24 protein-coding genes and 1 tRNA gene are annotated in these 22,598 nt (G+C 62.3%); 9 read left to right on the forward strand and 16 right to left on the reverse strand.

What is annotated here, in order from left to right; all coding sequences use genetic code 11:
* Positions 1-89 precede the first annotated feature (89 nt).
* From AC50X5_RS10890 to AC50X5_RS10940, 11 genes are all read right to left on the reverse strand, one after another.
* A complete protein-coding gene (locus tag AC50X5_RS10890; protein WP_493985497.1) occupies positions 90-485 on the reverse strand; it encodes an FKBP-type peptidyl-prolyl cis-trans isomerase in 396 nt (131 codons plus the stop codon).
* Between the two features lie 60 nt (positions 486-545).
* A complete protein-coding gene (locus tag AC50X5_RS10895; RefSeq protein ID WP_494976132.1) occupies positions 546-1,478 on the reverse strand; it encodes an FKBP-type peptidyl-prolyl cis-trans isomerase in 933 nt (310 codons plus the stop codon).
* Positions 1,479-1,582: 104 nt separating this feature from the next.
* Complete coding sequence (pafA, locus tag AC50X5_RS10900) at positions 1,583-2,947, reverse strand: Pup--protein ligase (RefSeq protein ID WP_494976133.1); 1,365 nt, start codon at positions 2,945-2,947, stop codon at positions 1,583-1,585.
* On the reverse strand, positions 2,947-3,654 hold the full coding sequence (prcA, locus tag AC50X5_RS10905; protein ID WP_494976134.1) for a proteasome subunit alpha: 708 nt from the start codon (positions 3,652-3,654) through the stop codon (positions 2,947-2,949). Before prcA ends, pafA begins: the two co-directional genes overlap by 1 nt.
* Before the next feature lie 2 nt (positions 3,655-3,656).
* Positions 3,657-4,475, reverse strand: a complete 819-nt coding sequence (prcB, locus tag AC50X5_RS10910) for a proteasome subunit beta (protein WP_494976135.1) — start codon at positions 4,473-4,475, stop codon at positions 3,657-3,659.
* Positions 4,476-4,549: 74 nt separating this feature from the next.
* Entirely contained in the window at positions 4,550-4,753 is a 204-nt protein-coding gene (locus AC50X5_RS10915) for a ubiquitin-like protein Pup (protein WP_493985501.1), read from the reverse strand.
* A 90-nt stretch (positions 4,754-4,843) separates the two neighbouring features.
* Positions 4,844-6,457: a depupylase/deamidase Dop gene (dop, locus tag AC50X5_RS10920; RefSeq protein WP_494976389.1), complete on the reverse strand. Its 1,614-nt coding sequence runs from the start codon at positions 6,455-6,457 to the stop codon at positions 4,844-4,846.
* Between the two features lie 50 nt (positions 6,458-6,507).
* The gene (gene arc, locus AC50X5_RS10925) at positions 6,508-8,259 is read right to left on the reverse strand and encodes a proteasome ATPase (RefSeq protein ID WP_494976136.1); all 1,752 of its coding nucleotides are present in this window, start codon (positions 8,257-8,259) and stop codon (positions 6,508-6,510) included.
* Between the two features lie 83 nt (positions 8,260-8,342).
* On the reverse strand, positions 8,343-9,398 hold the full coding sequence (locus AC50X5_RS10930) for a tRNA (adenine-N1)-methyltransferase (RefSeq protein WP_494976137.1): 1,056 nt from the start codon (positions 9,396-9,398) through the stop codon (positions 8,343-8,345).
* Positions 9,399-9,478: 80 nt separating this feature from the next.
* Positions 9,479-10,633, reverse strand: a complete 1,155-nt coding sequence (locus tag AC50X5_RS10935; RefSeq protein WP_494976138.1) for a site-2 protease family protein — start codon at positions 10,631-10,633, stop codon at positions 9,479-9,481.
* Positions 10,626-11,381, reverse strand: a complete 756-nt coding sequence (locus tag AC50X5_RS10940) for an HAD family hydrolase (RefSeq protein WP_494976139.1) — start codon at positions 11,379-11,381, stop codon at positions 10,626-10,628. The genes AC50X5_RS10935 and AC50X5_RS10940 overlap by 8 nt, the downstream gene beginning before the upstream one ends.
* Positions 11,382-11,512: 131 nt before the next feature.
* On the opposite strand from AC50X5_RS10940, the gene AC50X5_RS10945 reads away from it, so the two are divergent.
* The gene (locus tag AC50X5_RS10945) at positions 11,513-12,418 is read left to right on the forward strand and encodes a PAC2 family protein (RefSeq protein ID WP_494976140.1); all 906 of its coding nucleotides are present in this window, start codon (positions 11,513-11,515) and stop codon (positions 12,416-12,418) included.
* A gap of 1 nt (position 12,419) precedes the next feature.
* Here the strand turns inward: AC50X5_RS10945 and mshC are convergent, their stop codons facing one another.
* Together mshC and AC50X5_RS10955 are read right to left on the reverse strand one after the other, a co-directional pair.
* The gene (gene mshC, locus AC50X5_RS10950; protein WP_494976141.1) at positions 12,420-13,742 is read right to left on the reverse strand and encodes a cysteine--1-D-myo-inosityl 2-amino-2-deoxy-alpha-D-glucopyranoside ligase; all 1,323 of its coding nucleotides are present in this window, start codon (positions 13,740-13,742) and stop codon (positions 12,420-12,422) included.
* Between the two features lie 15 nt (positions 13,743-13,757).
* Entirely contained in the window at positions 13,758-14,591 is an 834-nt protein-coding gene (locus AC50X5_RS10955) for an undecaprenyl-diphosphate phosphatase (protein WP_494976142.1), read from the reverse strand.
* Between the two features lie 50 nt (positions 14,592-14,641).
* On the opposite strand from AC50X5_RS10955, the gene AC50X5_RS10960 reads away from it, so the two are divergent.
* A complete protein-coding gene (locus AC50X5_RS10960; protein WP_494976143.1) occupies positions 14,642-15,580 on the forward strand; it encodes an aldo/keto reductase in 939 nt (312 codons plus the stop codon).
* A 27-nt stretch (positions 15,581-15,607) separates the two neighbouring features.
* Here AC50X5_RS10960 and AC50X5_RS10965 read toward each other — a convergent pair whose 3' ends face one another.
* Positions 15,608-15,868: a hypothetical protein gene (locus tag AC50X5_RS10965; RefSeq protein WP_494976144.1), complete on the reverse strand. Its 261-nt coding sequence runs from the start codon at positions 15,866-15,868 to the stop codon at positions 15,608-15,610.
* A 40-nt stretch (positions 15,869-15,908) separates the two neighbouring features.
* Between AC50X5_RS10965 and AC50X5_RS10970 the strand changes: the two genes are divergently transcribed.
* Positions 15,909-16,142: a DUF5703 family protein gene (locus tag AC50X5_RS10970; protein ID WP_494976145.1), complete on the forward strand. Its 234-nt coding sequence runs from the start codon at positions 15,909-15,911 to the stop codon at positions 16,140-16,142.
* Here the strand turns inward: AC50X5_RS10970 and AC50X5_RS10975 are convergent.
* Both AC50X5_RS10975 and AC50X5_RS10980 read right to left on the reverse strand, forming a co-directional pair.
* The gene (locus tag AC50X5_RS10975) at positions 16,139-17,296 is read right to left on the reverse strand and encodes an acyl-CoA dehydrogenase family protein (RefSeq protein ID WP_494976146.1); all 1,158 of its coding nucleotides are present in this window, start codon (positions 17,294-17,296) and stop codon (positions 16,139-16,141) included. The genes AC50X5_RS10970 and AC50X5_RS10975 overlap by 4 nt on opposite strands.
* 18 nt (positions 17,297-17,314) lie before the next feature.
* The gene (locus AC50X5_RS10980) at positions 17,315-18,619 is read right to left on the reverse strand and encodes a M20/M25/M40 family metallo-hydrolase (protein WP_494976147.1); all 1,305 of its coding nucleotides are present in this window, start codon (positions 18,617-18,619) and stop codon (positions 17,315-17,317) included.
* Between the two features lie 195 nt (positions 18,620-18,814).
* On the opposite strand from AC50X5_RS10980, the gene AC50X5_RS10985 reads away from it, so the two are divergent.
* The 6 genes from AC50X5_RS10985 (at position 18,815) to AC50X5_RS11010 (ending at position 22,566) form a co-directional block, all read left to right on the forward strand.
* Positions 18,815-18,897: transfer RNA gene (locus tag AC50X5_RS10985), tRNA-Leu, on the forward strand.
* Positions 18,898-19,238: 341 nt separating this feature from the next.
* Positions 19,239-19,901, forward strand: coding sequence for an HNH endonuclease (locus tag AC50X5_RS10990; protein WP_494976148.1), 663 nt, complete (start codon positions 19,239-19,241; stop codon positions 19,899-19,901).
* A 156-nt stretch (positions 19,902-20,057) separates the two neighbouring features.
* Positions 20,058-20,261 (forward strand): cold-shock protein, encoded by a 204-nt coding sequence (locus AC50X5_RS10995; RefSeq protein WP_463937778.1) that lies wholly within the window; start codon positions 20,058-20,060, stop codon positions 20,259-20,261.
* Positions 20,262-20,407: 146 nt separating this feature from the next.
* Positions 20,408-20,746 carry a hypothetical protein gene (locus tag AC50X5_RS11000; RefSeq protein WP_494976149.1) on the forward strand — a complete coding sequence of 113 codons (339 nt, stop codon included), beginning with the start codon at positions 20,408-20,410 and terminating at the stop codon, positions 20,744-20,746.
* Between the two features lie 29 nt (positions 20,747-20,775).
* Complete coding sequence (locus AC50X5_RS11005; RefSeq protein WP_494976390.1) at positions 20,776-21,483, forward strand: M50 family metallopeptidase; 708 nt, start codon at positions 20,776-20,778, stop codon at positions 21,481-21,483.
* Between the two features lie 9 nt (positions 21,484-21,492).
* A complete protein-coding gene (locus AC50X5_RS11010) occupies positions 21,493-22,566 on the forward strand; it encodes a glutathione S-transferase family protein (RefSeq protein WP_494976150.1) in 1,074 nt (357 codons plus the stop codon).
* The last annotated feature ends 32 nt before the right edge of the window (positions 22,567-22,598 follow it).

A 22,598-nucleotide genomic window follows, 5' to 3' on the forward strand; every position in this document is an offset into this window, starting at 1 on the left:
TAAATGCAGGGGTTTAACGCATGAAGCGCGGCAACAGGCAGGGAAAGAAGTCCCTGATTGTTACCGCGCCATGCGTGTGGTTATTGTACCTAGCGGACGGCTACCAGATCCACGACGAATATCAATGCCTCATTGGGGCCAATCGCCCCGCCTGCACCACGGGAGCCGTAAGCCAGTTCGGAAGGGATTTCCAGGCGACGCCGGCCGCCTACCTTCATGCCCAGGAGGCCCTGGTCCCAGCCCTGGATCACCTGGCCAACACCCACGCGGAAGTCCAGCGGTGCGCCGCGGCCCCAGGAAGCGTCAAACTCTTCCCCGGTGGACCAGGCAACGCCCACGTAATGGGTGGAGACGGTATCGCCCTTTTTGGCCTCGGCGCCGTCGCCTTCGATCAGGTCGGTGATGACCAACTCGGTGGGGACATCGCCTTCCGGAAAGTCGATCTCGGGCTTCTGGCGGTCAAATTCACGCTGTCCAAATGACATGGTGCTCCTTCGATATCTATTGGGGATGTGATGCAGGTGCCGGAATGAGGTGTCCCGGTACTACTTCTTCGCGACGATCTCCACCACGAACACGAGCGGCCCGGCCGGCCGCCCCTGTTGAGCGGCAGTGGCCCCGTAAGCGAGATCGGCCGGGATAGTCAAGAGTACTTTGGAACCGACCTTTTGGCCCTCGAGTCCCATGGTCCATCCCTGAATCACTCCTGTAAGCGGGAACGTCGCGGCCTCACCGCGATCATAGCTGGAGTCGAACTTCTCGCCGCCTTCCCAGCGCCAGCCGGTGTAATGGGCTTCGATGGAGTCTGAGGCTGCGATTGCCTCGCCGGAGCCCTCTTCCAGCACCTTCACGGAGAGCCCGTTGGGTGCCTCACCTTCAGGGATCTCGACGGCGGGAACGCCCTTGTCATCGAAAGTCACCTTGGGAAGCTTGCCGTCCTGGTCCAGTTTGGCAGTCTCTTCCGGGCTCAACAGGCCCGGAAGGTCCTTCGCAGAGACCACTTTAATCAGGATCAACTGCGTCGGCTGCGGCTCGGCACCGGCGGCAGCTGCCTGGCCCGGCATGGCAAGAGCAAGTATCGAACCGAGCTTGGCGCCAACCAGGGCGTCATAGAGTATCGCGCTTCCGGTCTTCAGTGAGTCGTCAATTTCCAGGGGCTGGGGTTCTGCGGGGAACGTGTCTTCCAGAGTGGAACCGTCTGATCCATTGACAGCAAGAATGTTGATGGCAGCAACCTGGTCGGCTTTCAGAGCGTCGCCGGAACCCTCAGAAACAACCTTGATAGTGGGCTCCCCTACTTCCAGCGGCTGTGTGAACTCCAGGCCCGGCGCTGCCTTGTCACCGTTATCCGTGACTTTGACGGAGTCCAGCTTGGCCACCTCTCCGGCGGACTGGCTGGTGGGCTCAGGTTCACCGGACCCACCACAAGCGGTCAGGAGCAACAGCGCGGGAAGGATTATTGCGAGTATTCGGCGCACTTAAAAACTTTCGTCGGGGCTGGATGGACGCAGCACCCGCCTGGCAGGCAGGTACGTCGAGGGCTGAATAACGCCCAGTCAAGGATAACGGCTGAAGCTGGGAGTCAGCCCATAGAATCCAGGAGGGCGTTGACGCGGGCGTCTACGCTGCGGAAAGGATCCTTGCACAGAATGGTCTGGTGTGCCCGGTCATTGAGTTTCAGATGAACCCAGTCCACGGTGTAGTCACGGCCAAGCTCCTGGGCCCGCCGGACAAAGTCTCCACGGAGCTTGGCCCTGGTGGTTTGCGGTGGCCCGTCAACGGCGGCCTTCACCGCGGGATCGTCGACCAGCCGACGTACAGCTCCACGGGACTGCAGCAGGTAGAAGAGTCCGCGAGTCCGGGAAATGTCGTGGTAAGTCAAATCGAGCTGACTGATCCGTGGTGCATCCAGCTCCAGTCCATGGCGCTCCTGATAACTGTCCACCAGCTTCTTCTTAATCGCCCAGTCAACTTCGGTGTCAATTGCCGCAGTGTTGCCGGATTCGATGGCATCGAGGGTGCGTTCCCAGAGGTCCAGGATCAGCGGTACGTGCGGATTGTGCGCGCCGTGATCCTTAACGAAGGCGGTCACCTTGGCGAGGTACTCCCGTTGGATGTCCAAGGCGGTCAACTGCCTGCCGTTGGCCAGGCGAACCAGGGCACGGCCGGTGAGGTCGTGTGAGATTTCCCGGATGCTTCGGATGGGATTCTCCATCCGCATGTCCCGCATGATTACGCCGGCCTCAACCATACGAAGGATCAGGTCCACGGTGCCCACCTTCAGCAGCGCTGTGGTCTCGGACATATTCGAGTCCCCCACAATCACGTGCAGGCGCCGGTAGAACTCTGCGTCAGCGTGCGGCTCGTCGCGGGTGTTGATGATGGGCCGGGACCTTGTGGTGGCTGAGGAAACGCCTTCCCAGATGTGGTCTGCCCGCTGCGAGAATGCGAACGTGGCGCCGTGGGGCGTCTTAAGGATCTTGCCGGCACCTGCAATAAGCTGCCGGGTTACGAGGAACGGGATCAGGATCTCGGCGAGCCGGGAGAACTCTCCGCGGCGGGGAATGAGGTAGTTCTCGTGGCTGCCGTAAGAGTTGCCGGCCGAATCGGTGTTGTTCTTGAAGAGGTAGACAGTTCCGTTGAAGCCCTCGGCGGCCAGCCGGGACTGGGCCTCATCGACGAGGTCGTCAAGAATCAGTTCGCCGGCTTTGTCATGGGCGATCAACTGGGCGAGGTCGTCGCACTCGGCGGTGGCGTACTCGGGATGTGAGCCCACGTCCAGGTAGAGCCGGGAGCCGTTGGTGAGGAAGACGTTGGATGACCTTCCCCAGCTGACGACCTTCCGAAAAAGATAACGGGCAACCTCTTCCGGCGCCAGAGGACGTGAGTCCGGGCTTGAGTACGAGATCCCGAATTCGGTTTCGATGCCAAAGATTCTCTTGTCCATTAGTTTTTCCCCCGTAACAGCGGTTCCACATCGGCGGCAGTGAGCCTGCGGAACGCGCGCCGCGTTCCCCGGGTCGACTCGGAATCGCGGTGCAGCACCGCGACTTCGACAACGGGCAGTGGCTGCGGATCCGTGTCAGTCTTTGGAACCAACCCCTGGACAGCCAGCCTGATTGCGTCAGCAAAGGTCAGCGTGGGATGCCAGCCCTCTCTAATGGCGGCCGAGACGGTGTCTGCCTGTCCGCCCATTACGATGAAGCCGTTTTCGTCCGCGATCGATCCGTCAAAGGTAAGGCGGTACAAGTGGTCGGATTCCTGCCGTGGGCCTACTTCCGCCACGGCCAGTTCAACTTCGAAAGGTTTCTGCTCGGCGGTGAACACGGCTCCGAGGCTCTGCGCATAGACACTGGCCAAGCCACGGGCGGTAACGTCTTCACGGTCGTAGGAGTAACCCCGGACATCCGCATACCGGACTCCCGCTTGGCGCAGGCTCTCGAATTCGTTGTATTTCCCCACGGCCGCGAAGGCGATTTTGTCGTAGATTTCGCCGATCTTGTGCAGTGATGGGGAGGGATTCTCCGCTACCAGCGCGATGCCTTCCGCGCAGCTGATGACGGCGACAGAGCGGCCCCGGGCAATGCCTTTCCGCGCAAAATCGGCGCGGTCCTTCATCAGTTGTTCTGGCGACACATAGAACTGCTGGCTCATGTTTACGCCTCCCGCCGGGCGATGGCCCGTGCCTCGATGATGGAACCTGCCACTGCGGCCAGATCCTGCTCCGGTATCCGTTTGGCGCCTTCCTGTGTCACCACGTAGACCACAGGCCACAACTGGCGGACGGCGTCCGGACCGCCGGTCGCGGAATCGTCGTCAGCTGCGTCATAGAGGGATTCAACGGCAACGGCTACAGCCTCTGCTGCTGTGAGGCCGGGCCGCCAGAGCTTCTTCAGTGCCCCACGGGCGAACTGTGATCCGGAACCAACCGAATGGTGTTCGTGTTCCTCGTACCTGCCACCAGTGACGTCATAGGAGAAAAGCCTGCCCACGCCCGCAACCGTGTCATAACCCGCAAACAGCGGGATGACGGCGAGACCCTGCATGGCCATGGCCAGATTGCCCCGGATCATTGCGCCAAGCCGGTTGGCTTTGCCGTCCAGGCTCAGCAGCGTGCCTTCGATTTTCTCGTAGTGCTCCAGTTCGACCTGGAACAGGCGGGTCATGTCCAGGGCAATGCCTGCGGTGCCGGCAATGCCCAGGACGGAGAACTGGTCGGCTGGAAAGACCTTTTCAATGTGCCGGCTGGCGATCACGTTGCCCATGGTTGCCCGACGGTCACCCGCCATGAGTACGCCGCCGGCAAACGTCAGGGACACGATGGTGGTGGCGTGCGGTGCCTGCAGCGGCTGGCTTTGGCTCCCCTGCCCAGCTGCCAGATTGAACGGCAGCAGCTCGGGCCGGTCCCGCTGAAGGTGCTCAGTAAAGGACGAGGTGGCGTTGGCAGCTATCCGGTTGGCGGTTCGCTCCTGCAATGGTGCACTCCTTCATGTAGAAAACGCTTTTCCAGCCTGGTGCCGCACAGCGCCCTCCGGCGCCGCGGACTCCCTTATTGGCCACCCTTTTGCACGAAGGCCCGGACGAATTCCTCTGCATTTGATTCCAGGACACCGTCGATTTCGTCCAGGAGGTCGTCAACGCCCTGGGTTGCTGCCGAGGCCTGTGCTTCAGGCGCTGCGGGGGGAGCGTCGGGGATTTCATCCTCGACAACGTTGTCCCGCGACTGCGGCTGCTGCTGTTCCTGCGCTGCCATTGTTCTCTCCCTCTGTCAGTTCCAGCGGGCTGTTATTGCTGAAACATCCGATATGCCCATATTGCCACGCTGCTGGTCACCCCGAGCGCTTTAAGCCCCTGGCGGAGGGCTGTTCTGGCCCAACAGTTCCGCCAGGAAGGACTCTGTATCCCGGTGCTTCTCAAACAGGCCCCCGGTCAATGCCTTTGTGCCGCGCAGCGGCTCCCGGGTCGGAACCCGCTGCAGCCTTCCATAACCAGGGACATCAAAGATGACCGAGTCCCAGCTGGCACCCACCACATGCTTTCCGAAGCTGCTGACGCTCCGGCCGCGGAAGAAGGCCCTGGTGTCCGACGGCGGATCGGTCACCGCAGCCGCGATCGCGGCGTCATCAACCAGTTTCCGGATCCGGCTCCGCGCCGCCAAGCGGTTATAGAGACCCTTCTCCGGGCGGATATCTGCCCACTGAAGGTCGATGAGGCCCAGCCGGGCATTGTCCCAGGCCAGCCCGTCACGCTGGCGGTACCCCTCAAGGAGGGAGAGTTTGGCAAGCCATTCAACGGAGCCGGCAGCGGCCGCCCGGTCCGTCCCCAGCTGGGTCAGCGTTGTGGACCAGTGCTCCAACACGCCGTGGGTGTGTCCGTCGCCGTCCACTGCATCTCCCACACCACTTTCCTGGGCAAGCTTGGCCGCGGCTTCGTAGTACATCCATTGCAGGTCCAGGGCCGTTACCTTGCGTCCATCCGTCAGCGTCAAAGTGGCAGTGAGTGAGGTGTCGTGGCTGACAGACTGCAGGGCCGCGACGGGTTCGTAGACCTCCACTTTGGGGGCCAGCCCGGCCTCGATGAGACTCAGTACCATCGCGGTGCTGCCGAACTTGAGGTAATTCGAGGCCTGGCTCAGGTTCGCATCGCCAATGATCACATGCAGGCGCCGGTATTTTTCCGCCGTCGCGTGCGGTTCGTCCCTGGTATTGATGATGGGCCTGCGGATGGTGGTCTCCAATCCCACCTCAGCCTCGAAGAAATCGGCCCGTTGGCTGATCTGGTAGCCGGGCGTTCCGGCGTCCTGCCCGATGCCCACGCGGCCTGCGCCACAGATAATCTGCCGGGTAACAAAGAAGGGAGTCAGGCCCCGGATGATGTCCCCAAACGGAACAGAGCGGGGCATCAGGTAATTCTCGTGGGATCCGTATGACACCGACTTGTTGTCGGTGTTGTTCTTGTACAGGTTCACCTGCGGCAGGGTTGGGTCGCTTGCGATCCGGCGCACTGCCGCCAGGGCCACCAGGTCACCTGCCGCATCCCAGACGACGGCGTCGCGGGGGTTGGTAACCTCCGGGCTGGAGTATTCGGGGTGGGCATGGTCCACGTAGAGCCGGGCACCGTTCCCCAGCACCATGTTCATCAGCAGGGATCCGGATTCGTCTTCACCGTCCAGTTCATCCCGGCCGTAAGCGAGGGCAATCGCCTCGGCGTCGAGCACGGGCGGTTGGTCCGTAAGCTGGCTGGGGTGCGCCTGGGACCGTTCGAGCGTCCAGCCGCGGGCGTCGTGGAGCGGCTCCTCATCGGTGTAGTCCCACCGCGTCTCGGCGCCACCCGCTGCCCGTTGCTTCGTGACCTGGGCGTAGGCCTGCACCACCCGGGCAGACATCATCGTGGCATTCGCCCCCGGGGACGAAGGTGCATGGATGCCGTATTCGGTTTCCGCCCCCATGACCCGCATGGCCCCGCCCACGGGCAGTCCCTCTGTCCCGGCGGAACGCGGTGCAGCCGTCACAGGTACTGCCCCGTGGTCGGCATCGTCTCAATGGATTTGCCCGGTTCCTGGCCGGCCTTGCCCTGAACGATGGTGCGGATGTACGTGATCCGTTCACCCTTCTTCCCGGAAATCCGAGCCCAGTCATCCGGATTGGTGGTGTTGGGCATGTCCTCATGCTCGCGGAACTCGTCGACGACGGCACGCAACAGGTGGTCGATCCGCAAGCCCTTCTGGCCCAGGGTGAGCAGGTCCTTGATGGCGTACTTCTTGGCCCGGTCCACCACGTTCTGGACTACTGCCCCGGAATTAAAGTCCTTGAAGTAGAGCATCTCGGTATCCCCGTTGGCATAGGTCACCTCGAGGAACTCATTGGACTTTTCCGTGGAGTACATGGCCTCGACGGTCCGTTGGATCATGTCATCCACCGTGGCCGGGACGTCGCCGTCGTGTTCGGCGAGATCGTGCTCGTGGAACGGGAGGTCCTCGGTGATGTACTTCTTGAAAATGTCCGCGGCCGCCTCGGCGTCGGGCCGGTGGATCTTGACCTTCACGTCAAGGCGCCCGGGCCGCAGGATTGCCGGATCGATCATGTCCTCGCGGTTGGAAGCACCAATAACAATGACGTTGTCCAGGCGCTCGACGCCGTCGATCTCGCTCAGCAGCTGCGGGACGATGGTCGTTTCGACGTCGGACGAGACACCGGTGCCGCGGGTGCGGAACAGCGAGTCCATTTCGTCGAAAAATACCACCACGGGGCTGCCATCTGATGCCTTCTCCCGTGCCCTGGCGAAGATCAGCCGGATGTGCCGTTCCGTTTCGCCAACGTACTTGTCCAGCAGCTCCGGACCCTTGATGTTAAGGAAGTAGCTCTTCAGGTCGAGATTGCCGGCCCGCTCCGCTGCCCTGGCGGCCAAGGAGTTGGCAACAGCCTTGGCGATCAGCGTCTTGCCGCAGCCGGGAGGGCCGTACAGCAGGATGCCCTTGGGGGCCTTCAGCCCGTGCTCGCGGTACAGGTCAGGGTGCAGAAAAGGAAGCTCGACGGCGTCGCGGATCTGTTCGATCTGCGGGCCGAGTCCGCCAATGTCCTGGTAGGTAATATCAGGAACTTCTTCCAGCACGAGGTTTTCCACCTCGGAGCGGGGAACCTTCTCCAGGGCGTATCCGGTCCGGGAATCAATGGACAGGGCGTCACCCACGCGCAGATGCTCTGCCTGCAACGCGCCGGACAACCGGATCACGCGTTCCTCGTCCGCGCGGCCCAACACCAGGGCACGGTCTGTGCCGAGCTTTTCCTTAAGCGTGACGAGCTCGCCGGCGCGTTCATAGCCCAGCCCAGCTACCACCAGCAAAGCCTCATTAAGCAGCACTTCCTGGCCAGGGGCCAGCTGGTTGATGTTGACGAGCGGACTGACGCCCACCCTCATCTTCCGGCCCGCATTGAAGATGTCCACCGACTCCTCGGTGACGGACTGCCGGCTGTCGCCCGGTTGCGGATGCCGCCGCGGGTTGATCTGGAGGATAGTGCCAAAGCTGTAAGGAGGCTGCCCCTCCTGATCCAGCGCATTCTTCAGCCGGACGATCTCCGCCTTGGCCGCCTCCAACATGCTGACAAGCTTGGAGTTATTTTGCGCGGCCGCCACGAGTTGACGGTCGATGTTCCGCAATTTGTCCCGGAGAATGTTGATTTGCCGGTCTGCTGCGGAGATTCCACTGACGGAAGCCTGTTCTGCCGGCGTTCCTGCCGACCCCTCATTGGGAGTTTCCATGATGCCCCAGCTCCTTCCTGCGCTTCTCTTAAGACCTTAACCCCAAGATGGCTGGAACTGCTGGCAACTTCGTAGAATGCAGGCTAGTTCGTGATCTCCGGTTCGTCCTTGACATTGGTGCCCGCGATGGCGTCGCGGGCGGCGCGGCGCAGCTTTTTGTCAGAAACGGGACGTTCACCCACGGCACCCGGAGTCCACGCGTTGACGTCTTCTTCGTTAAAATCCGTTTTGGAGGGCCTGCGCTTCACGGAGATACCGGTGACGCCGTCCGCGAGCCTCCGGGTGACCAGCAGGAATCCCGTGTGGGCAACCATCCGGTGGTCCGGCCTGACTGCCAGTCCTTCAAGGTGCCAGCCGCGCACCATCGATTCCCACGCGTCCGGCTCGGTGAAGCGGCCATCGGCCCGGATTGCTTCCGCCGTGCGGGAAAGCTGGGTAACGGTGGCAACGTAGTTGATCCATACACCACCGGGGGCAAGGACTGTGGCTACGGCGTCGAGGCACTCCCACGGCGCCAGCATGTCCAGGACGACCCGGTCCACGGAGCCGGGCTCCTCGGTCCGGACAACCTCGTCCTGGAAGTCGCCCAACGAGATTTTCCAGGCGGGATGCGGACCGCCGAAGATCGTTTCGACGTTTCCGCGGGCAATATCGGCAAATTCCTGGCGCCGCTCAAACGAGTGCAGGTAACCGTTATCGCCGACGGCGCGGAGCAGCGAGATGGACAGTGCGCCGGATCCTACGCCGGCTTCAACCACCCGTGCGCCCGGGAAGATATCGGCCATGGTGACAATCTGGCCGGCGTCCTTGGGATAGACGACGGCGGCGCCCCGGGGCATCGACAGCACGAAATCAGAGAGCAGCGGGCGCAGGGTCTGGTACTGCTGGCCTACGTTGTTCATTACCACCGAGCCGTCCGCGTGCCCGATGATGTCGTCGTGATTCAGGAATCCCCGGTGGGTGTGGAAGGCTCCGCCCGCTTCCAGCGTGATGGTATTCATCCGTCCGCGTTCGTCCGTCAACTGCACGCGCTCGCCTTCACGGAAAGGACCCCGACGGCGTGCGGCGCCGACGGCTTCTCCCTTTCCTGTTTCCGCGTCCTCAGCCGTGTCCCGGATTGCGGCAGATTCGCTGCTCATGACGTGATTTCCTCGCTCCTGTAAACCTTGGCCGCAGGTGGGGCCAGCATGTAACTCTACCGGCCGGCCTGCCCGGGTAACTATTTGCGTGCCCCGGGCCTTCCGGTAAGTGCTGACAAAACGGCCGCCTGGCCGAGGAGGCCTGTCACCTGGCCGTGTTCGTTGATGACTGCATATTCCTGCCCTGCCAGCCCTGAAAGATACTGAATGAGCTCCGACCCGTTTGCCTTCTCAGGAACATAGGCACCGGGCGCAAGCGGATAGCTCACAGCGGTGACGGGAGTGGATTCCAGGACCGACGGCGGCACGGCTGATAGCGCTCCCTGGTCCACCACCGCCTGCGGCCGCCCGTCCGGCCCAAAGAGAACCACGGCAGCGCCGCCGGCCGCAGCCGCACGGGCCTGTCCTGCAGTTGCTGACGAGGCCAGCCCCCTGGCAGGGATGGCGAGGGCTCCGGCGCTGACCAGGTAAAGGCGTCCCCGCAGGGTGCCCTGCCGGACAGCTGCGGATGCCCCCATCCAGAGGAATCCGCCCACCAGTACGGTAACCACCACCAGTGTCATGTCCAAGGGCGCACCGCTCGCGTAGGGAAGCGCAATGAACCACACGACGAGGCCGATAACGATGATGCGTCCGGCCCAGCCGGCGGCGACGGTGCCCTTCGCCTGGCTGCCAGTGATGGTCCAGACCAGGGACTCGACCAGTCGGCCACCGTCCAGAGGCAGGCCGGGGAGGACGTTGAAGACGGCGATCAGGAAGTTTGCCCACATAAAGATATTCGTCAGCAGTTCCGCAACGCTGGGCAGGCTGGTAGTGGAGAGCACCAGCCACGCGCCGCCGGCAAGAACAAAGTTGGCCGCGGGACCAGCCATCGCCACTAGGAGGGAGCGCCCCGGAGTGGCCGTAAAATTCTCGAACTGTGTGTGCCCGCCCCACAGCGTGAGGACGATCTTCTGCGTGGGCCAGTCAAAGATCTTTGCCGTCAGGGCATGGGACAGTTCATGGACCAGCACCGAGATAAGGAGCAGCAACGCATAGGCGAAAGCAACGTAGTAGGCCATGATGCCAAGGGCCGGATTGTTTGCCTGCAGGACGGGTCCGTACGCGATGACCGTAAACGCGGCAATGATGAACCACGAGTAGGCCAGAATCACAGGGATGCCGGCGATCCGGCCCAGTGGAATGCCTTCGCGTTTAGTGGCAGGCGCGGGATTGCCGGGCCTGGTTTCAGCCATGGGAGGAGCCTCCGGACAAGGTGGCAGCGGCCTGTCCCGCCGGGAAGACACGCGCTACGGCGGCGGCCTCAAGGTCTGCCACGGTCCGGCCGGCAAGCGTGTCCCAGGTGATTCTTCCGGCGTCCGGCGGCAGCGGGGTGATGTGGGGAACCGCGATCGTTGTGACGCCTGATGCCATGGCCGCGGCCACACCCGGAACGGAGTCCTCCAAAGCAATGCAATGGTGGAAACTCAGGTCAGGGTCAGCAACCTGCAACTGCTCCACGGCGCGCAGGTACGCTTCCGGATGGGGCTTGCCCTGGGTAACGGTGTCTCCGGTGACCAAAAACTCGAAATATGGTTTGTCGAGGCTGGCAACAATTTCGCGGGCCAGGGGCGCCTCCGACATCGTCACCAGAGCGCAGCGGATACCCGCGCCATGAAGTTCGTCAAGCAACTCCCTGGCACCGGGACGCCACGGCACCTCCTCGCGGACATTGGCAATCACCGAGGCTGTCAGGGTGTCAATGATCTCGCGGATCTCCAGTCGGACTCCGGCCTTTTGGAGGAGCCCCGCAGAATAGTCAAGGGATTGCCCAACCAGTTGCATGGCCTGTTCGTGGGACCAGGTTCCGCCGTGATCGGCAACAAGGGCACGTTCGGCTGCCATCCAATACGGCTCCGTATCAACGATGGTCCCGTCCATGTCCCACAGGACGGCACGGAGGGTATTGCCGGACTGGACGGGGTTCAGAGCAGGCAGATGCATATGCTCCACTTTACGGGGGCGCAACCCGGCGGGCCGCCCGGTGTACGCCCTCGGCGTACACCCCCGCAGATCATCATCAGTCTTGGCTCAACCCTGTGCATCCGGCGCCGTCTTGGACGTAGGGTGTTGGAATGAACAGCTTTGACGGAGACACCGTAGATCCCGGCACCCCGCCCGAGCCTGAGCGTCTTTTGCAGCCGGTGGCGGAAGGTGAGCGCATAACGGTCATGCTGGCCGCTTTCGAAGGCTGGAATGATGCAGGAGAGGCCGCCAGCGACGCCCTCCGGTACTTGAACAAGCTATGGGACGGCAAAAAGATTGCTTCGATTGATGCCGATGAGTACTACGACTTCCAGTTCACCCGTCCCACCGTGCGGCGCAATGCTGCCGGCCAGCGGAAGATCAAGTGGCCCTCCACCAGGATTTACAAGGCGACGGCCCCCGGCACGAACATCGATGTAATTTTTGTGCAGGGCACGGAGCCTTCCTACAAATGGCGGGCCTACACGGCAGAACTGCTGGTCCAGGCCGAGGCACTGAACGTGGACTACGTCATACTGGTGGGCGCGCTCCTTGCGGACGTTCCGCACAGCAGGCCAATCCCCGTCAGTACCTCCAGTGACGATGCTGCCCTGCGTGAGCGCCTTAACCTGGAAGCATCCCAGTATGAGGGGCCCGTCGGGATCGTTGGCGTGCTCGCCGAGGTAGCACTGCTGGCAGGATTGCCGTCATTGTCGCTGTGGGCAGCAGTACCCCACTATGTGGCGCAGGCGCCTTCGCCCAAGGCCCAACTGGCTTTGCTGCATCGCGTCGAGGAATTACTCCAAGTTCCCTTGGACACCACTGAACTGGCTGAGGAGGCTGAAGCTTGGGAACGCGGAGTCGATGAGCTTGCCACCGAAGATCCCGAAATTGCCGCTTATGTCCGCCAACTGGAAGAGGCGAAGGACACCGCCGATCTCCCCGAGGCCAGCGGCGAGTCAATTGCGCGAGAGTTTGAGAGGTACCTCAAGCGCCGCGGCAAGGACAAGCCGTAGCTTAAAGTTCCACGCCCAAGAGTGCGCTCAACGCGTCATAGACCAACGCCTCGTCCGTTCGGCTGGGCGTGACTCCCGCGCCGACGAGCGCGCCTTTGGCAAGGGCAGCCACATTCCCGGAATCACTCGCAGCGTTCTCTGCCCAGCGATCCACCGCGGCCAGCGCGGCCGGTGCGTCAAGATCGTTGGCAAGGGCCGATCGCATCTGGTCAATCAAGGGTGCTGCAGAGCCTGCGGGAGCACAGGAAGCAGCTTCGCGCCAGCGCTTGAGGCGGGCCTTGGCGTGCAGGAACGCCTCCTCTGTCCAGGACCAGTCGCTGCGGTAGTGGTGTGCCAAGATGGCCAAACGGATGGCAGTGGGTTCCTCACCGGCGGCCCGTAGCTTGGAGACGAGGACCAGGTTACCCTTGGACTTACTCATTTTCTCGCCGTCCAGCCCTACCATTCCTGTGTGGGCGAAGTGGGTGGCCAGTGGAACCCCGGCGAGAGAGTAGGCGTGTCCTGCCCCCATCTCATGGTGCGGGAAGATGAGGTCGGAGCCACCGCCCTGAACCGTGAAAGGCGCCGGCAGATACTTTTGGGCTATGACGGTACATTCGATGTGCCAGCCGGGACGCCCCTCCCCCAGCGAAGCGCCGGGCCAGCTTGGTTCGCCTTCGCGGGCAACACGCCACAGCAGCGGATCCAGGGCGTTCCTCTTCCCGGGGCGCTCCGGGTCCCCGCCACGTTCGGCGAACAACGCCAACATTTCGCTTTCCGAAAGGTTGGACACCGTCCCCAGCTTCCACGCCTCAGGGTGTTCAGGGTGGTCGCCGGCAGCTACGACGTCGTAATAGACATCCCCGGCAGGCTCACTCGCGGAGGCCCCAACACGGTAGGCGATTCCGACGTCGATGAGCCTCTCAATTTCCGGAACGATAGCCGGCACAGCCTCGACGGCGCCGACGTAATGGTCCGGGGCGAGAACGTTGAGAGCTTCCATGTCCGCATGGAACAAATCAATTTGCTCAGCGGCGAGATCCCGCCAGTCCACTCCGGTAGCGGTGGCCCGCTCCAGCAGGGGGTCGTCAACGTCCGTGACGTTCTGGACGTATTGAACTGACAAACCCGCATCCCGCCAGGCTCTGTTAAGAAGGTCAAAAGCCACGTAGGTGGCGGCATGGCCCATGTGGGTCGCATCGTAAGGGGTGATGCCACAGACATACAGCGACTGCCCGCCATCCCCCGGCAGCGTCACTTCACGGCGCAGCGCAGAATCGAAGATCCGGATAACCGGCATCTTGCCGGGGACTTCGGGAACAGGGAGGGATGACCATGACTTCACACATCAAGCCTAGACCTAGGCGGTGATGACGTTGAAACCGAGCAGCAAATACAGGGCGAGGCCGAGCAGGATCCGGTACCAGACAAACAGCCTGTAGCTGCGGGTAGAGACGTATTTGAGGAACCAGCCAATGATGATGTAACCCACAACGAACGCGATGATCGTGGCCAGCGCTGTCTCCGGCAGGCCATATGGCCCGGTGATTCCTTCAGCCGAGGCGACCTTGTAGAGCTGGTACAGGCCACTGCCGAAGACGGCCGGGATGGCGAGCAGAAACGAGTAGCGGGCAGCAGCCTCCCGGGTATAGCCCATCAGGAGCCCTGCCGTGATGGTGCCACCGGAACGGGAAACCCCTGGAATCAGCGCCATGGCCTGGGCAAGCCCGTAGAGAAGCCCATGCTTGTAGGTCATCCGGGAGAGCTCCCGTTCCTGCTTTCCGACGGCGTCAGCCACTGCCAGCACCAGGCCAAACACGATGAGGCTGGTGGCTACGATCCAAAGACTTCGCAATACAGACTCGATCTGGTCCTGGAAAAGGAGCCCCAGCACAATAATCGGCAGGCTTCCGAGTATTACCAGCCAGCCCATGCGTGCATCGGGGTTGTTACGCTCGACCTTTCCGAACAGGGATCCCCACCATGCTCCAACGATCCTGACGATGTCGCGCCAGAAATAAACCACAACGGCAGTCTCCGTGCCCAGTTGGGTAATGGCTGTAAATGCAGCCCCGGGATCTTCAGCGTTAGGTAGGAATTGCCCCACGATACGCAGATGCGCACTTGAGGAAATCGGCAAAAATTCGGTCAGTCCCTGCACAAGGCCCAAAAAGGCCGCTTCAAACCAGTTCACGCTAAGACCCTACGTCATAGGACCGGCTGTTCAGCCGTAAGCTTGCTGCTATGCAGCAGCGCTATGTCGGAAACAGCGGATTAAGGGTATCCGCCTTGTCCCTTGGAACCATGTCCTGGACTCCGGAAACTGATACCCAGGACGTGGCAGACATGCTGCGGATGTTCCTCGATGCGGGCGGTTCTATGGTGGATACCGCGGCGTGGTATGCGGGAGGTGGCACAGAAGCGTTGCTCGGTTCCCTGATCGGCGACATCGTCTCCCGCACCGAGGTGTCCATCTCCACCCGGGCGGGGCTGCTGACGCGCAGTGGCCGGCAGTCCGTGGACACCTCCCGGCACGCCATGCTGTCAGCGCTTGATGCCAGTCTTGCCCGGCTGGGGACCGACTATGTGGACGTGTGGTTTGCCCAGGCGTGGGACCCGAACGTGCCCTTGGATGAGACGCTGGGGGCCCTGGACTATGCCGTCCGAAGCGGCCGTGCCCGGTACGTGGGCGTTGCCAACTTTTCCGGCTGGCAGACCGCCAAGGCGGCCGCCCTGGCCAACTTTCCGCTCGTCGCCTGCCAGGCAGAGTATTCGCTGCTGAACCGGGCGGTTGAAGCCGAGCTGGTTCCCGCCGTGGACGACGCCGGCCTGGGACTGATGGCATGGGCACCGTTGGGACGAGGCGTGCTGACCGGAAAGTACCGCGGGCATATCCCTGCCGGATCCAGGGCCGCCATGGACGGTACGGCTTCCTACGTCGAGGCGTACCTTTCGGAGAGCTCCTCTGGAGTTGTGGAAGCTGTGGCCATGGCGTCCAAGGGCCTGGGCAGGAGCCCCGCCGACGTTGCACTGAGCTGGCTCCTTGCAGGGGAAGGCGTAGCTACGGCAGTCGTCGGAGCGCGGAATCCTGTACAGCTCAAGGAGATCCTCGATTCCCGGCTCACAGCTTTGCCGGCCGAGATCCATACGGCCCTAAGGGACGTTTCCGCAGTCTCCGCCTAAGCGCAGCGCCGCAAGAAGGAGGTACCGCTACTCGACGATGTCGAGGTCCTCTTCGTCAACTTCATCGGCATCGTCCTCGTCTTCCTCATCCTCAAAGACCTGGAGAGGGGTGACTTCGTTGTAGGCCTCGTACAAGGCGTCCTCGTAAACCTCAAAGGCGTCGGCAACAGCAAAAAATGCCGTTTCCACTGCCGGGTCGCCATCACCACGGCGGTTTGATGCTGCTATAAGGTGTTCTTCCAAGGCGGAAGTCAGGGACTGAAGCGCGACACGCGGATCGATGCTCATGACTTCACGTTAGCCGGAAAAGGACGAAAATGGAGAGCAAATGAAGGAACAATTTCTCACCAGCTCGGTCCAGAGGGAACGGGATTACCTTCGTCAGTACGAGTACCTCGTGCTGACGGTCCGCCCTGACGATTCCCTCCACGAAGCGCGGCGCCGGCTCGTGGAACACTCCGAATACGGCAAGTGGGAACTGGAGCGGAGCATTCTCTATGTGGGCGGCGGCCGGCGCTTCTGGCTGCGCCGGCGGGTGATGCAGGTCCAGCGAACGGTCTAGTCCAGCGGGCCCAGCCAGGCGCTTGCCACTGTGTTGTGGGCTGATTCGTCGTCCGAGGGGTGGAACATTCCCGCCAGCACGTCCCGGTAGAGACGTTCCAGCTCGGATCCGCTGAAATAACTGGATCCGCCGGCCACCCGGATGGCCAGGTCCACGACCCGCCGCGCGGTCTCTGTTGCATTAACCTTCAGTCCCACCAGCTTGGGAAACCACAGTGCCCCGTGATCGGCCAATTCGTCGACGTCGCGGGCTACCTGCGAGAGCTGTGGGTAGAGGTTTTCCATCGCCATTGCAGCCTCTGCCACTTTCCAGCGGATATCCGGATCCTGAGCATAGCTGCGGCCGCCGTTCTTGAAGGACGTGCGTTTCTGGACGGCAGCAACACCGAGGGCCAGCGCCCTCTCTCCGATGCCTGCATAAACAGCCGCCAGGAGGGACTCGAAGCAGGCGAAGATGGCGAAGATCAGCGGATCGGCGTTCGGGCCAACCGGCAGCTTCCGGAAGATCCGGTCGGGCGGAACGATGGCATTCTCCAGGACCGTGGTGTTGGACTGGCTGGCCCTCATGCCCAGGGTGTCCCAATCCTCCAGGATCCGGTAGCCGGGCGAATCCCTGGTGATGAAGCCGTGCACCAGTTCCCCTGCGCCGTCGTGGCCCGCCGGGTCCTTGCCGAAGACTCCCAGCCGGGTCCAGGCCGGCGAAAGGCTCGTGAAGATCTTCGTACCCGTGAAGCTGTAGCCGCCGTCCGGAAGTGGCGTGGCCGTGGTCCTGGAGTCGAACAGGACAGAATCGTTGCCGGCCTCCGAGTTTCCAAAGGCAAAGATCTCACCCCGGCCGGCCTCCTGCAGCACGTACTCCAGGGAGTGGTCTCCCCGGGCTGCCAGGACATGTGCGACGCCGGTCCACACCAGGTGCATGTTGACCGCCAGGGCGGTGGCAGGGGCGGCCGTAGCCAGCCTTCGCTGGCACAGTGCTGCCGCTTCCAGCCCAAGCCCCCGCCCGCCGTCGGCCTTCGGAACAAAAAGCCCGAGGTATCCCGCCTCCGCCAAATCAGCAAGATCCTCGTGGAAGAAGGTGTTTTCCCGGTCGTAACCGGCAGCGCGGGACCGGATCCGGTCCAGAAGGGCGTCGGGCAGGACTTCTTCGGGGGTCATTGCAACAAACTCCGTGGGCTAGTAGTTGGTCAGGAGTGTATTGAGCACCCGGGCGCCGAACTTCAACGAGTCTGCGGGCACCCGCTCGTCGACGCCGTGGAACATTCCTGTGAAGTCCAGGTCATCGGGAAGCTGCAGCGGGGCAAAGCCGTAGCCGGTGATTCCGAGCCGGCTGAGCGACTTGTTGTCAGTGCCGCCTGAGAGTGTGTACGGCAGGACTTTGGCACCGGGGTCCTCGGAGTGGAGTGCATCGATCATGGAATCGACCAGGTTACCCGCGAATGGAACCTCCAATGACACGTCGCTGTGCACATAGCCCACATCAACGCCCCCACCGGCCAGCTCACGCACCACTTCCAGGACATGCTCGGCTTGACCGGGCAGCGTGCGGCAGTCGATCAGCGCCTCCGCGGACTCGGGGATGACGTTGTGTTTGTAGCCGCCCTTGACCAGCGTGGGGTTGGTGGTGTTCTGCAGGGTGGCCCCCACAAACCTGGCCACGGTTCCCAACTGGTTGAGCAGGACGTCCGGATTATCGGCGTCGAACTCCACCCCGGTGAGTTCCGTCACACCGTCCAGGAACTGGCGGGTGGTGGGTGTCAGTTCGATGGGCCACTTGTATTCACCAATGCGGGTGACGGCCGCGGCAAGTCGGGTGACGGCATTGTCTGTGTTGATCTGGGAGCCGTGTCCTGCCCTGCCATGGGCAACCAGCCTGAGCCAGGAGATGCCTTTCTCCGCAGTCTGGAGGAGATAGGTGCGCTGGCCGCCGATAGTGGCAGAAAAGCCGCCTACCTCGGAAATGGCCTCGGTGGCACCTTCGAAAAGCTCCGGCCGGTTGTCTACGGCATACCGTGCGCCGTACTGTCCGCCTGCTTCTTCATCGGCGAAGAAGGCGAAAATGATGTCCCGTTTAGGCTTGCGGCCGGTCCTGGCGAAGTCCCGCAGTACGGACAGGATCATGGCGTCCATGTCCTTCATGTCCACCGCTCCACGGCCCCAGACGAGTCCATCGCGCAACTCGGCGCCGAACGGATCCACCGACCATTGCTCCCTGAGTGCGGGAACAACGTCCAGGTGTCCGTGGACCACCAGGGCACTGGCGGCCGGATCCGTGCCCGCCATGCGGGTGATCACATTGGCGCGGCCGGGTGCCGATTCGAAGATCTCGGCTTCCAGTCCAACCTCGGTTATCAGGCCCGCCGTGTACTCAGCAGCCTTCCGCTCCCCCGGTCCGCTTCCATCACCGAAATTGGAGGTATCGATGCGGATCAGGTCCTGGCAGATCTGAACAACTTCATCCTCAGGGCGGATGTCGGACATGATCACTCCTCGGTGTGGTGGTACACGCGGCAGGGCGGCGGACAATCTTTCAGTCCGGCAATTGCGGGCCTTGACACTCAGCCTACCCATTAGGCCCGATTCCATGTTTACCGAAACTTCGTGTTAGAGTTTTTCTCGCTGCTTCGGAGAAATGCGAAACGCTGCAAAGCAAAATCGTTGTCCGAATTACCACCTGCGCGGGTGGCGGAATGGCAGACGCGCTAGCTTGAGGTGCTAGTCCTCGAAAGGGGGTGGGGGTTCAAGTCCCCCTCCGCGCACAAGTAGAAACCCCTGGAATCCAAGGATTCCAGGGGTTTTTTCTGTCCTACACCACGTCCGCCCGGTTCTTTCCCCTGGCACTAAGACATTCCCTGCGGCGCGCACCCGAAACCGGCAGCGTGGTGCAATAGGACCTATGACAGCCATCATTCTCGGGTGGAATCCTGATCGTTGGAATGCCTGGAATTACGACGCAGTCGTGCGACAGGTTAGCGAAACCGGCCAGGTCCGGGAGCGATGGAGGGTCGGCAGGCGACGCAGCATTCTGCCCGGCAGCGAGGCATGGCTGTTTCTGCAGGGTAGAAGCGAGCATGGCCGGGGCCTCATCGGACATGGCATCGTGACCTCTGAGACATACGGGTCCAGCCATTATTCCGATCCGCACGAGACACTGCGGTTCGTCAGTGTGACGTTCGACGCCCTGCTGCCCCTTGGCTCACAGCTCCCCTGGGACGTCCTCGCCGAGGCGGCACCGGGGATTCCCTGGAGCAGTTTCCGCGGTTCGGAGAGGTCCGTTCCTCCTGCTGAAGAGGCGAACCTGAGGCGTCTGTGGCAGGACGAGGGCCCCAAGGCTAACGGTGACCCGATCAGCCTGGTTCCGGGAACCTATCCCGAAAGCTCCATCGCCCGTGTAGAAGTCAACCGGTATGAACGGAGCCCGGAGGCCCGGCGCGTTTGCCTGGCTTTCCATGGAACCGTCTGTGCGGCGTGCGGGTTCTCTTTCGAGATCCATTATGGCGAGGTGGGCAAAGATTTCATCCACGTCCATCATGTAGTTCCGGTTTCGCAGCTTGGCCCCGGATACCAGCTGGACCCGGTCACCGATCTCGTTCCCCTGTGCGCCAACTGCCACACCGTGGCCCACCTGGGCGTCGGCACACCAAGATCCGTCCCGGAAGTACGGGAACTGATCGCCGCTGCTGGTCACCTAACCGGCCAGCTGGTGGACCAAACCGCCGTAGATGCCCAGCACGATGCGAAAAGGATTCTCGAACAGCAGTAGAGATCATCCGCTCACACGTCGCGCAGTCGGGAACGTTGCACATTCGTGACGCAATCCCTTGCCCCGGCAGCTTATGGCACATAGGCTCGTTCTGTGAGTGGCGGGGACGGTAATCCGACAAGCGGAACCGACTCGCGACCCGTGAAGGAAAACAGCATGGCTCAAGGTACTGTCAAGTGGTTCAACGCCGAAAAGGGCTTCGGATTCATCGCCCCCGACGACGGAAGCGCTGACGTGTTCGCACACTATTCCGCAATCGCGTCCAGCGGTTACCGGTCCCTCGAAGAGAACCAGAAGGTTCAGTTCGACGTCGTACAGGGCCCCAAGGGGCCCCAGGCGGAGAACATCCAGCCCCTCTAAAGGCTCTACTGAAGGCTGGCCGGCAGCACGCCCGGCCAGCCTTTTGCCATGTCCGGGCACGGCATCAGCCTTGGCAGGCATGTTCCGGCATCGACGTACAGAATCTTCTGTCTACAATCGAATGTCAATCAACGTGTGAGGGAATCATGAAGAAAATCACCACGGCCGTATTTGCCGCCGGACTTGTGCTGAGCGCCAGCGCCTGTACAGCCACCACGCAGCTGAGCACGAAGGAAACCTGCGAGCGGGTGCAGACCGTGCTGGCAAACCCGGGCAACAACGTGGGAAAGACCGGCGCCACGCAGCTGGCCAACCAGATCCGCCCCATCGAAACGGTGGCGTCGGATGAGCTGAAGCCGGCTCTCGCCTCCATCATCGAATACACCGATGAGGCCTCCAAGGCAGAGCCCAACGAGGACGTTTTGACGGAGCTCTCAGAAGCTTACGCAGAGGCCACCAGCACCTTCTCAGCATCCTGCAGCTAGTCCCGCCGCAAACCCCGGGTGATCGGCTGCTGGCGGCCTTCGCCCAAGGGCCTGCACCTGAGTTCAGTCCGGGCGTTGTTCTGCTGATCCTTGCGGTCGTCGCCGCGCTGTCCCTGCCCCGCGGCAGCTGGCGGTACGTGGGCCTGTTGACCACTGTGGTTCACGAACTGGGCCATGCGTTCGCGGCGTTGATGAGCGGGCAGCGCCTGCACAGCATTGTCCTCAGGGGCGATCATTCGGGCACCACGACGTCCCTCAGCCGGGGGCGCTGGCCGGCAGTATGGTCAGGGTTCTGGGGCTACCCGACGCCGGCTGTTGCTGGTGCTGCCTTCGTTACGTGCGGTTTCGCAGGCTGGGGCAGCGCCGCGATCGCCGTCGCCAGCGCTGTAGTCCTGGCGTCCCTGCTGTTCATCCGCAACGTCGCCGGGGCGGCCATCACCCTTACGACGGCGGCACTTGGCTTGGGAATCGTCCTGCTGGCACCTGCAGTGTCGACCGGCTACGTCGCGGTTGTCCTGGGGCTCGTGCTCTTGGTGGGCTCCGTTCGCGCCCTCGGAAACCTCATCCATCTTCATATGCACCGCCGCACCTTGTTGCGAACGTCCGACGCTCACCTGCTGCACCGGGCAACGGGCGTTCCTGCGCTGTTGTGGATCCTGCTTTTTGCGGTCATCATCTGCGCGTCCTGGTACATAGCCTGGTTGCCGGCTGCTGCAGTCACCCTCCGCGGAGCATAGGCTGGACGGATGAATGACAGCAGCCAGAATAATGCCGTAGCCGAATACAGCACCCGTGGCGCCTATGTCACCGGCGGTGAAGAGTTCAACCGCGACACCAACTACATCGAAGACCGCATTACCCGTGATGGCCGTCCCGGCGACAACGGTGAGCCCGGTTGGAAGGTCGAACCGGGCAAATACCGGCTTATCGCCGCACGGGCGTGCCCCTGGGCCAACAGGGCGGTCATCGTGCGCAGGTTGCTTGGCCTGGAAGACGCCATCTCGCTGGGCCAGCCCGGCCCCACCCATGACGTGCGTTCCTGGACCTTCGACCTTGACCCGGGAGGAGTGGATCCCGTGCTCGGCATCGAACGCCTGCAGGAGTCGTACTTCCGGCGTTTCCCGGATTACCCGCGGGGAATCACGGTTCCGGCCATTGTTGACATCGCCAGCGGTGCCGTCGTCACCAACAACTTTCCCCAGATCACCCTGGACTTTTCCACTGAATGGACCGATTTCCACCGCCCGGGGGCTCCGCAGTTGTACCCGGAGCACCTCCGCGGTGAAATTGACGCCGTCAATAAGCGCATTTTCACGGAGGTGAATAACGGCGTGTACCGTTGCGGATTCGCTGGGTCCCAGGCAGCTTATGACGCCGCGTATTCACGGTTGTGGGCCGCTATGGACTGGTTGGAGGAACGGCTCGCCGGCCAACGTTTCCTCGTAGGGGATACCATCACCGAGGCCGATGTCCGGCTCTTCACAACGCTGGCCCGCTTCGACGCCGTGTATCACGGCCACTTCAAGTGCAACAGGCAGAAGCTTAGCGAGATGCCTGTGCTGTGGGCCTACGCACGGGACCTTTTCCAGACACCCGGTTTTGGGGACACCACCGATTTCGTCCAGATCAAGCAGCATTATTACATCGTCCATGAGGACATCAACCCTGCAGGAATAGTCCCCCTGGGGCCGGAGCCCGGCACCTGGCTGTCACCCCACGGCCGGGAGGAACTGGGCGGGCGTCCGTTCGGTGACGGCACTCCCCCGGGCCCGGTCGCCCCAAATGAAAAGGTGGCCGCCGGCCACGGCGCAGACGGTTAGGCCGAAAACGCTTTCTTCCTGCCGCCCTCCTG

The sequence above is a fragment of the Pseudarthrobacter sp. MDT1-40-2 genome (assembly GCF_059383595.1).

Excerpts from the sequence above, each read along its gene's own strand:
- AC50X5_RS11000 (WP_494976149.1), top strand. The coding sequence starts at position 20,408 with ATGAAGAAAATCACCACGGCCGTATTTGCCGCCGGACTTGTGCTGAGC.
- AC50X5_RS10915 (WP_493985501.1), bottom strand. The coding sequence starts at position 4,753 with ATGGCAGCGCAGGAACAGCAGCAGCCGCAGTCGCGGGACAACGTTGTC.
- AC50X5_RS10970 (WP_494976145.1), top strand. The coding sequence starts at position 15,909 with ATGAAGGAACAATTTCTCACCAGCTCGGTCCAGAGGGAACGGGATTAC.
- pafA (WP_494976133.1), bottom strand. The coding sequence starts at position 2,947 with ATGGACAAGAGAATCTTTGGCATCGAAACCGAATTCGGGATCTCGTAC.
- AC50X5_RS10960 (WP_494976143.1), top strand. The coding sequence starts at position 14,642 with ATGCAGCAGCGCTATGTCGGAAACAGCGGATTAAGGGTATCCGCCTTG.
- AC50X5_RS10935 (WP_494976138.1), bottom strand. The coding sequence starts at position 10,633 with ATGGCTGAAACCAGGCCCGGCAATCCCGCGCCTGCCACTAAACGCGAA.
- AC50X5_RS10980 (WP_494976147.1), bottom strand. The coding sequence starts at position 18,619 with ATGTCCGACATCCGCCCTGAGGATGAAGTTGTTCAGATCTGCCAGGAC.
- AC50X5_RS11010 (WP_494976150.1), top strand. The coding sequence starts at position 21,493 with ATGAATGACAGCAGCCAGAATAATGCCGTAGCCGAATACAGCACCCGT.
- dop (WP_494976389.1), bottom strand. The coding sequence starts at position 6,457 with ATGCGGGTCATGGGGGCGGAAACCGAATACGGCATCCATGCACCTTCG.
- AC50X5_RS10965 (WP_494976144.1), bottom strand. The coding sequence starts at position 15,868 with ATGAGCATCGATCCGCGTGTCGCGCTTCAGTCCCTGACTTCCGCCTTG.
- AC50X5_RS10975 (WP_494976146.1), bottom strand. The coding sequence starts at position 17,296 with ATGACCCCCGAAGAAGTCCTGCCCGACGCCCTTCTGGACCGGATCCGG.
- AC50X5_RS10930 (WP_494976137.1), bottom strand. The coding sequence starts at position 9,398 with ATGAGCAGCGAATCTGCCGCAATCCGGGACACGGCTGAGGACGCGGAA.
- AC50X5_RS10995 (WP_463937778.1), top strand. The coding sequence starts at position 20,058 with ATGGCTCAAGGTACTGTCAAGTGGTTCAACGCCGAAAAGGGCTTCGGA.
- arc (WP_494976136.1), bottom strand. The coding sequence starts at position 8,259 with ATGGAAACTCCCAATGAGGGGTCGGCAGGAACGCCGGCAGAACAGGCT.
- AC50X5_RS10945 (WP_494976140.1), top strand. The coding sequence starts at position 11,513 with ATGAACAGCTTTGACGGAGACACCGTAGATCCCGGCACCCCGCCCGAG.
- AC50X5_RS10940 (WP_494976139.1), bottom strand. The coding sequence starts at position 11,381 with ATGCATCTGCCTGCTCTGAACCCCGTCCAGTCCGGCAATACCCTCCGT.
- AC50X5_RS10890 (WP_493985497.1), bottom strand. The coding sequence starts at position 485 with ATGTCATTTGGACAGCGTGAATTTGACCGCCAGAAGCCCGAGATCGAC.
- prcA (WP_494976134.1), bottom strand. The coding sequence starts at position 3,654 with ATGAGCCAGCAGTTCTATGTGTCGCCAGAACAACTGATGAAGGACCGC.